Origin of the sequence: Kitasatospora sp. NPDC059812 (genome assembly GCF_042732075.1) — a bacterium.
GTDB lineage: Bacteria > Actinomycetota > Actinomycetes > Streptomycetales > Streptomycetaceae > Kitasatospora.
In genome coordinates this window covers 1-7,236 of the sequence record NZ_JBHWIO010000010.1, presented here as the reverse complement: position 1 = coordinate 7,236, position 7,236 = coordinate 1, and the positions used below count along the sequence as shown (strand labels likewise).

7 protein-coding genes are annotated in these 7,236 nt (G+C 73.3%); 4 read left to right on the top strand and 3 right to left on the bottom strand.

Annotated features, from left to right (window positions below):
* Positions 1-189: 189 nt before the first annotated feature.
* Together ACFV6D_RS07755 and ACFV6D_RS07750 are read left to right on the top strand one after the other, a co-directional pair.
* A complete protein-coding gene (locus tag ACFV6D_RS07755) occupies positions 190-1,320 on the top strand; it encodes a hypothetical protein (RefSeq protein ID WP_380374506.1) in 1,131 nt (376 codons plus the stop codon).
* A 247-nt stretch (positions 1,321-1,567) separates the two neighbouring features.
* Complete coding sequence (locus ACFV6D_RS07750; RefSeq protein ID WP_063348646.1) at positions 1,568-2,059, top strand: hypothetical protein; 492 nt, start codon at positions 1,568-1,570, stop codon at positions 2,057-2,059.
* Positions 2,060-2,156: 97 nt separating this feature from the next.
* Here ACFV6D_RS07750 and ACFV6D_RS07745 read toward each other — a convergent pair whose 3' ends face one another.
* On the bottom strand, positions 2,157-3,116 hold the full coding sequence (locus ACFV6D_RS07745) for an aldo/keto reductase (protein WP_380558873.1): 960 nt from the start codon (positions 3,114-3,116) through the stop codon (positions 2,157-2,159).
* Between the two features lie 182 nt (positions 3,117-3,298).
* On the opposite strand from ACFV6D_RS07745, the gene ACFV6D_RS07740 reads away from it, so the two are divergent.
* Positions 3,299-3,715: a VOC family protein gene (locus ACFV6D_RS07740; RefSeq protein ID WP_380426436.1), complete on the top strand. Its 417-nt coding sequence runs from the start codon at positions 3,299-3,301 to the stop codon at positions 3,713-3,715.
* Position 3,716: 1 nt separating this feature from the next.
* On the opposite strand, the gene ACFV6D_RS07735 is transcribed toward ACFV6D_RS07740, so the two are convergent.
* Positions 3,717-4,424: a helix-turn-helix domain-containing protein gene (locus ACFV6D_RS07735; protein ID WP_380374515.1), complete on the bottom strand. Its 708-nt coding sequence runs from the start codon at positions 4,422-4,424 to the stop codon at positions 3,717-3,719.
* Positions 4,425-4,573: 149 nt separating this feature from the next.
* Positions 4,574-6,106: an MFS transporter gene (locus ACFV6D_RS07730; RefSeq protein WP_380558870.1), complete on the bottom strand. Its 1,533-nt coding sequence runs from the start codon at positions 6,104-6,106 to the stop codon at positions 4,574-4,576.
* A gap of 233 nt (positions 6,107-6,339) precedes the next feature.
* On the opposite strand from ACFV6D_RS07730, the gene ACFV6D_RS07725 reads away from it, so the two are divergent.
* Positions 6,340-7,092: a TetR/AcrR family transcriptional regulator C-terminal domain-containing protein gene (locus ACFV6D_RS07725; RefSeq protein ID WP_380558867.1), complete on the top strand. Its 753-nt coding sequence runs from the start codon at positions 6,340-6,342 to the stop codon at positions 7,090-7,092.
* The last annotated feature ends 144 nt before the right edge of the window (positions 7,093-7,236 follow it).

Below are 7,236 nucleotides of genomic sequence, written 5' to 3'. Positions count from 1 at the left end.
CCGCGCGTTCGGGCCCACTCGGGGTCGGGGTGGGGGGGGACCCGCCTCCCGAGTTCGAAATTGGTATCCTCCCGGGGCAGAGGCCCGGGACGGCCCCGCCGGTCGGGGCCTTCGTCGTTTTGCGGTGTGGGGACACCGCTGGGTGAACTCCGCGTGCTGGGCGGTTCGGCTGCGGCATAACTTTGAGTTATGAGACTTCACTCTTCGCGCACGAGGTTCTGGGGGCGGGTCGGCGTGGTCGCCGCCGCCGCGGTGGTGTTCGGCGCCACGGCGGTGGGTGGCGCCGTCGGCCGGGCGCCGTTCCTCGGGCCGCTGAACACCGTGTCACCGGTCGCCTCGACCGTGCCCGCGAACGGGGACCAGAACCCGTACGGCACGTTCGTGGTCCAGCACAGCGTGGGCAAGCTGCGCCGCGGCAACGTCCTCATCAGCAACTTCAACAACGGGCAGAACCTGCAGGGCACCGGGACCACCCTGGTCCAGGTCAGCCCGGACGGCACCGTCGGCGAGTTCGCCCGGATCGACCCGGCGAAGCTGCCCGGGCCCTGCCCCGGCGGGGTCGGGCTCTCGACCGCGCTGACCGTTCTGCCGGGCGGCTGGGTCGTGGTCGGCAGCACGCCCACCACCGACGGCACCTCCGCCACCGTCCAGGCCGGCTGCCTGCTGGTCCTGGACAGCAACGGGACGGTCCGCGAGACGATCGTCGGCGACGGCATCAACGGCCCGTGGGACATGACGGCCGCCAGCTTCGACGACCGCGACGAACTGTTCGTGACCAATGTGCTGAACGGCACGGTCGCGGGCGGCGGGGCCGAGGTCGACCAGGGCACCGTCCTGCGGATCACCCTGTGCCGGCAGGGCGACGCGCCGCCACAGCGGCTCGCGACCACCCGGATCGGCTCGGGCTTCGGCCAGCGGACCGACCAGGCCGCCCTGGTGATCGGCCCGACCGGCGTCGGGCTGGGCCACGACGACACGCTCTACGTGGCGGACACCCTCGCCAACCGGATCACCGCGATCCCCGACGCCGTCCACCGCACCACCGACGCGGGCACCGGCACCACCGTCAGCACCGGCGGCCACCTCAACGGGCCGCTCGGCCTGGCCGTCGCCCCGGGCGGCGACGTCCTCACGGTGAACTCCGGCGACGGCAACCTCGTCGAGACCACCCCCGCCGGCGACCAGGTCGCCGTCCGCACGCTCGACAGCAGTGGCACCCCGCCCGGCGCCGGCGCCCTGTTCGGGCTCGCGGTCGACCTCGACCACGACGCCGTGTACTTCGTCGACGACGCCGCCAACTTCCTGAACGTCCTCCACTGACCGCAACGGGCGGCGACAGCCGGAAGGCCCGGACCGCCTCACGCGGTCCGGGCCTTCGTCGGCTCCACGGCCCCGACTGGCCGGCCGGTACCGGAAGTGACTTCCACCCTCCCAAGCTGCGCCGCGAGAGGGACTAATCGACCCTTAGTCTCGGAATTAGTCCAGGTTAATACCTGGACGCCTGGACACATGGCGTGCAAGTATCTGTCCTGCCGCCAGACGGGCGACACGTCGGAGGGGAAGAAACATGACGCAGGACAGCCAGCAGTTCATCTCGGTGCCGGTGCCGGCTCAGTACGTCACGCAGGTGTACGCGTTCCTCGCGGAGCTCTCGGGGGCCGCTGCGGGGGCCGCGGTGGCGGCGGCGGCCGAAGGGGGGCCGCAGGAGGACGGCGAGTGGCCGTTCGTCGAGTGGACCGTGCAGGATCTGCGCCGGCTGACGGCCGATCCGCTGGACTCGGTACAGGCGGTGACCGGGGTGCTCGACATCCTGGCGAAGCAGCCCGGCGAGCGGGTGAGTTACACGTCCCTGGTCGAGCTGCTCGACGTGGACCGGAAGCGGCTGCGCGGCGTGCTGTCCGCGTTCACCCGGGTCGTGCACAAGCACTACGGCCGGCGGAACTGGCCGATGAGCTGGGTGGAGGCGCTCAGTGACGGGGCCGAGTTCAAGTCGGAGTTCTTCTACACGGTGAGCGAGACCACCGCCAACCGGTGGCGGGCGGTCCGCGCCCAGGGCTGACGGCGCGCAGCCGGTTCGAGGCGGGCAGCACGGGCGGCGCGGGCGGCCAAGGAGGGTTGGTTGCGGCCTGGCCGCCCGGCCGTGCGGGACGCCGCGGTCAGGCCGCGGTGTCCAGCCGCTGGCGCTGGTCCTCGTCGAGCACCAGGTCCAGGGCGGCCAGGCTCTCGTCCAGCTGGGCGACGGAGCTGGCGCCCACGACCGGGATCGTCGGCACCGGGTGGCCCAGCAGCCAGGCGAGCACCACCTGGTTGACGGTGGCCCCGGTCTCCTTCGCCACCTCGGCCAGGGCGGCCAACTGGGCCTGCACCACCGGCCACTGGTACTTCTCGGACAGTGGCCGGTCGGGCCGGCAGTACGCGCCGCCGAGCAGCGGGGAGTACGCCAGCAGCAGCAGCTCCGGCCGCTGTGCGACGTACGACAGCAGCTCCTCGTCGGCGTGCTTCTGGATGCCGAAGTCCGCGTCCGGCCGTGGCCGGAGGTAGCTGTGGCGCTGCTGGACGCACCGGTAGCCGGGCCAATCCCGCTGCTCGGCAAGCTCGTTGGCGGCAGCCAGGTCCGCGGCGCTGTGGTTCCTGCAGCCGAGCCGGCCGACCTTTCCATCGGCCACCAGCTCGGCGAAGGCCCCGAGGGTCTCCTCGACCGGGGTGGACGGGTCCGTCACGTGGGCGTAGTAGACGTCCACGCGGTCGGTGCCGAGCCGGCGCAGGCTGCCCTCGGCCGCGTTGCGCAGCGCAGCGGCTGACAGCCCCTCCATGTGTTCGGGGAAGGGGAGTTCGGGCACCGGGCGGGCTCCTGCCTTGGTGGCGAGGACCAGTTCGTCACGGTTGCGCCGGCGGGCGATCCAGCGGCCGAGCAGTTCCTCGCTCTCGTGCCCCGTCCCGCCGGGGGCCCAGAAGGCGTAGTTGTTCGAGGTGTCGACGAAGGTCCCGCCGGCCTCGGTGAACCGGTCCAGGATCGCCGTCGCGGTCTGCTCGTCCACGGTGGTGCCGAAGGTCATGGCGCCGAGGCACAGCGCGCTGGCCTTCGGTCCGTCAACTCCGAGGCTGCGGTACAGCATCAGTCATCCCTCCCAGGGGTCGGCAATGGTGGTGCGGGCCGCGATCGGGGCGTGGCGCGCCGCGATCCGGTCACCAGAATCATCACCCCGGCCGCGCCCGACTCGGCCAATGCGCAGACCAGCCGGGAGACCGTCCGATTCGTTCAAGACGGGGCGTCCGGGCGCCGCCTACCGTGACGGGCATGAACAGCACACCAGCACCGCAGTTCGCCGTCGTGGGCCTCGCCGTCTCGGACCTGGCCGCCTCGATCGCCTTCTACCGGCGGCTCGGACTCGCGTTCCCCGACGGGGCCGAGCAGGAGCCGCACGTCGAGGCCGTGCTGCCGGGCGGGCTGCGCCTGGCCCTCGACCCCGAGTCCACCATCCGCTCGTTCCATCCGGACTGGCGTCCGCCGGTGGGCGGCGGCCGGACGGCACTGGCGTTCCGGTGCGCCGACCCCGCCCAGGTGGACGCGGTCTACGAGGACCTGGTCGGCGCCGGGTACCACGGAGAGTTGAAGCCGTGGGACGCCTTCTGGGGCCAGCGGTACGCCGTGGTGCACGACCCGGACGGCAACGGCGTCGACCTGTTCGCGCCGCTGCCGGGCGCCGCGGACTGAGTCAACGGGGCAGCAGGGCGGTCGCCGGCATTCCCGCCAACTCCCGGACGTCGCGCGCCAGATGAGCCTGGTCGGCGTAGCCCGTCCGGGCCGCTGTCTCGGCGAGGGGCACGCCGGAGCGGGCCAGCGCGAGGGCGCGCTGCAAGCGGAGGATCCGGGCCAGGGTCTTGGGACCGTAGCCGAAGGCGGTCAGTGAGCGGCGGTGCAGTTGCCGCGCGCCGAGGCCGACCGCCTCGGCGGTCGCCGCGACCGAACGGCCGGCCGCCAGGGCATCGGCGACCGCCCGGACGAGCGGGTCCACCGGCCGCGCGTCGGCCGCCAGGCGCAGCGCCAACTCCTCCAGGGCCACGGCCGGGTCGGGCGCCGCGTCGATGCGCCCGGTGCGGCGGCGCACCTCGGCTCCGGGCCGGAGGTCGGCCAGGTCGACCCGCCGGTCGCGCAGTTCGTATGCGGGCACGCCCAGCAGGGCGGGGGCGGCGCCGGGCGGGAGGCGGACGCCCGCCCACGGGCCGCGCAGCCCCGGTCCGAGCTGGAAGGCACGGGTGTCCGGCCCGGCGACGAGGAGCCGGCCCTCGGTCCAGAGCAGGTCCATGCAGCCGTCGGGCAGGACGAGCCCGGCCGCGCCGCCGCCCGTGCTCCCGACGGCCCGGCGCCTCCACACGACCGCTCCCGGCAGCCTCGACGCCCGCTCCGCGTACTCGGGGGACATGAGGCCCAGGCTACGCGCCGCCACCGGGCGCCGCCGGGGGTCGGCGACACGCCGGCGGCACGCCCACGGCCCCGGCCGCGCGAGGCGGACGGGGCCGAGACGGACAGGAAAGGGCCGAACAGGACAGGGCCAGGCAGGGCAGGGCAGGCTCAGCCCACCCGCTGGACGACCTCCGCCTCCGCCACCTCCGCCGCGTCCTCGACCGGGCCCGCCGCCGGAGCGGTCTTCCGGCCGTCCCGCATCAGCACCAGGGTCAGCCCCGCGGCCGCCAGGACGGAGATCCCGCCCGCCGTGAAGGTGACGGAGGCCGCGGTGTTGAACGCGTCGCGCGCGGCGGCGGCCAGTCCGCCGTCCCCGGTGCTCGCGGCGAGGGCGAGCGCGTCCGTGATCGCGTGCTTCCCGGCGGCGGGCGTGTCGGTGGGCATCGAGCCGGTGAAGGTGCTGGACAGGACGGCGCCGAGGATGGCCACGCCCAGCGCGGAACCGGACTGCTGGATGGTGTCGTTGAGCGCGGAGCCGACGCCGGCGTGCTCGCCGGGGATCGCGCCCATCAGCGCGTTGGACGCGGCCGGCATCGCGAGGCCGGAGCCGGCGCCCAGCACCAGCATGGCCAGGGCGACCTTGGCGAAGCCGTCGCCGACCGAGAGCGTGGCCAGCAGCCCGAACCCGGCCGCGATGATCAGCATGCCGGCCGAGGTCGTCACCCGCGGGGCGACCTTCTTGCTGAGCACGGCGCCGATGGCGTTGAACACCAGCGAGGCGACGGCCAGCGGGAGGAACGCCAGGCCGGTGTCGGTGGCCGAGAACTTCAGCACGAACTGCAGGTACTGGGTGAGGACCAGCATCAGGCCGCCGGTGGCGAAGGTCAGCAGGACGAGCGAGAAGCTGGCCCCGGTGAACACCCGGTTGCGGAACAGCTTGAGCGGGACCATCGGCGAGTCGGTCCGGACCTGGCGGACGGCGAACCCGGTCAGCGCGAGCACCCCGACGACGAGCGTGCCGAGCGTGCCGGGGCTGGTGATGCCGTCCCGGGGCAGCACGGTGATCGACCAGACCAGCGCGGTCATCCCGGTCATCGAGAGCACCATGCCGGGCAGGTCGGGCCGGCGCCACGGCCCTCTGGACTCCGGCATCAGCACGACCGCCGCGATGACGGCGACCACTGCGACCGGCACGTTGAGCAGGAAGACCGCGCCCCACCAGAAGTGCGCGATCAGCGCACCGCCGAGCACCGGCCCGCCGATCATGCCGATCATGGCCACCGCGCTCCACGCGGCGATCGCCTTGGGCCGTTCCTCGTCGTCGAAGACGGTGATCAGGATGGAGAGCGTGCTCGGCATGACCAGGGCTCCGCCCACGCCCATCAGCACGCGTCCGGCGATGAGCTGGCCGGGGCTGTCGGCGACGGCCGCGACCAGGGAGGCGGCGCCGAACACCACCAGCCCGATGATCATCATCTTCCGCCGGCCGAACCGGTCGGAGAGGCTGCCCGAGGTGAGCAGCAGCCCGGCGAAGACCAGGATGTACGAGTCGATGATCCACTGGATGTCCTCGGCCCCGGCCCCGAGGTCCGCCGCGATCTGCGGGATGGACACCGTGAGCACCATGTTGTCGACCACCAGCACCAGGCTGCTGAGACAGAGCACGACCAGGATGAGCCAGCGGCGCGGATGTCGGTCCACCGCGGTCCCCCTTCGAAGTGAGCGCGCCGGCCGTAGCCGGACGGAAGTCGTCGCGGGTGCACCGCGGTCCGTCCCCACGGCCGCGGTGCACCTCGCTCCGCACACCGTGCGGACGCCACACACTGTACGTAGACCGCACAGTGTTCGCAAAGCCGTACGGTGTGCGGCGCGGCTTATGCTGAACGGAGCAGCCGAGCCGAGCACAGGCGGGCGAAGACCGAGAGGAGGGCCGGATGCCGGCCAGGTCGAAGGACGCGCCCGGGACACCGTGGAGCCGCCCCGAGCGCCCCCGGCGCGAGCAGCCGGCGCTCAGCCGGGCCCAGATCGTCGCGGAGGCACTCGCCATCCTGGACAGCGACGGCATCGAAGCCCTGAGCATGCGCAAGCTCGGCGCCCGCCTCAACGCCGGCGCCACCTCGATGTACACCCACGTCGCCAACAAGGACGAACTGCTCGCCCTGGCCGTCGACGAGGTGTTCGGCAAGATCTGGATCCCGGCGGTCACCGACACGAACCCGGCGGACTGGCGCGCCACCGTCGCCGAGTGCGCGGGCAGCGTGCGCCAGGTCATCCTGCGCCACCCGTGGATGGTGTCGGTGATCGGCGACCTGGGGCTCGTCTACTTCGGGCCGAACTGGATGCGCCTCTCCGAGGCCCTGCTCACCTTCCTGGAGGCAGCCGGCTTCACCCCGATGGAGGCCAGCGACGCGATGAGGGCCCTACTCGGCTACGTCATCGGGACGGCCAGCGTGGAGGCCTCCTGGCTGAGCGCACTGGCCCGGCACGGCCGGGAGGAGCAGGGCTGGATGGACGAACTCCTGCCCGCCATCATCGAGGCCACCCGGGACTTCCCGCGCCTGCACCGCCTCTACACCACCGACGCCAATGGGGTGACCGACGGCTCCCGCGACAGCGGCTTCACCAACGGCATCCGGCTGATCCTGGACGGCATCGAGGCCACTCGGCAGGCCCGGCCCACCAGTTGACGGGGCGTCAGTTCCGGCTCAGCGCCCGGGCCCCGACGTAGCCCGGCCCCGGACCGACCCCCGGCGAGGGCCCACCCGCCCACGCCGCCGCCGCGCGGGGGGGGGGGGTGGGGAGGGGAGGGGTGGGGGGCCGCGCCCAGCAAG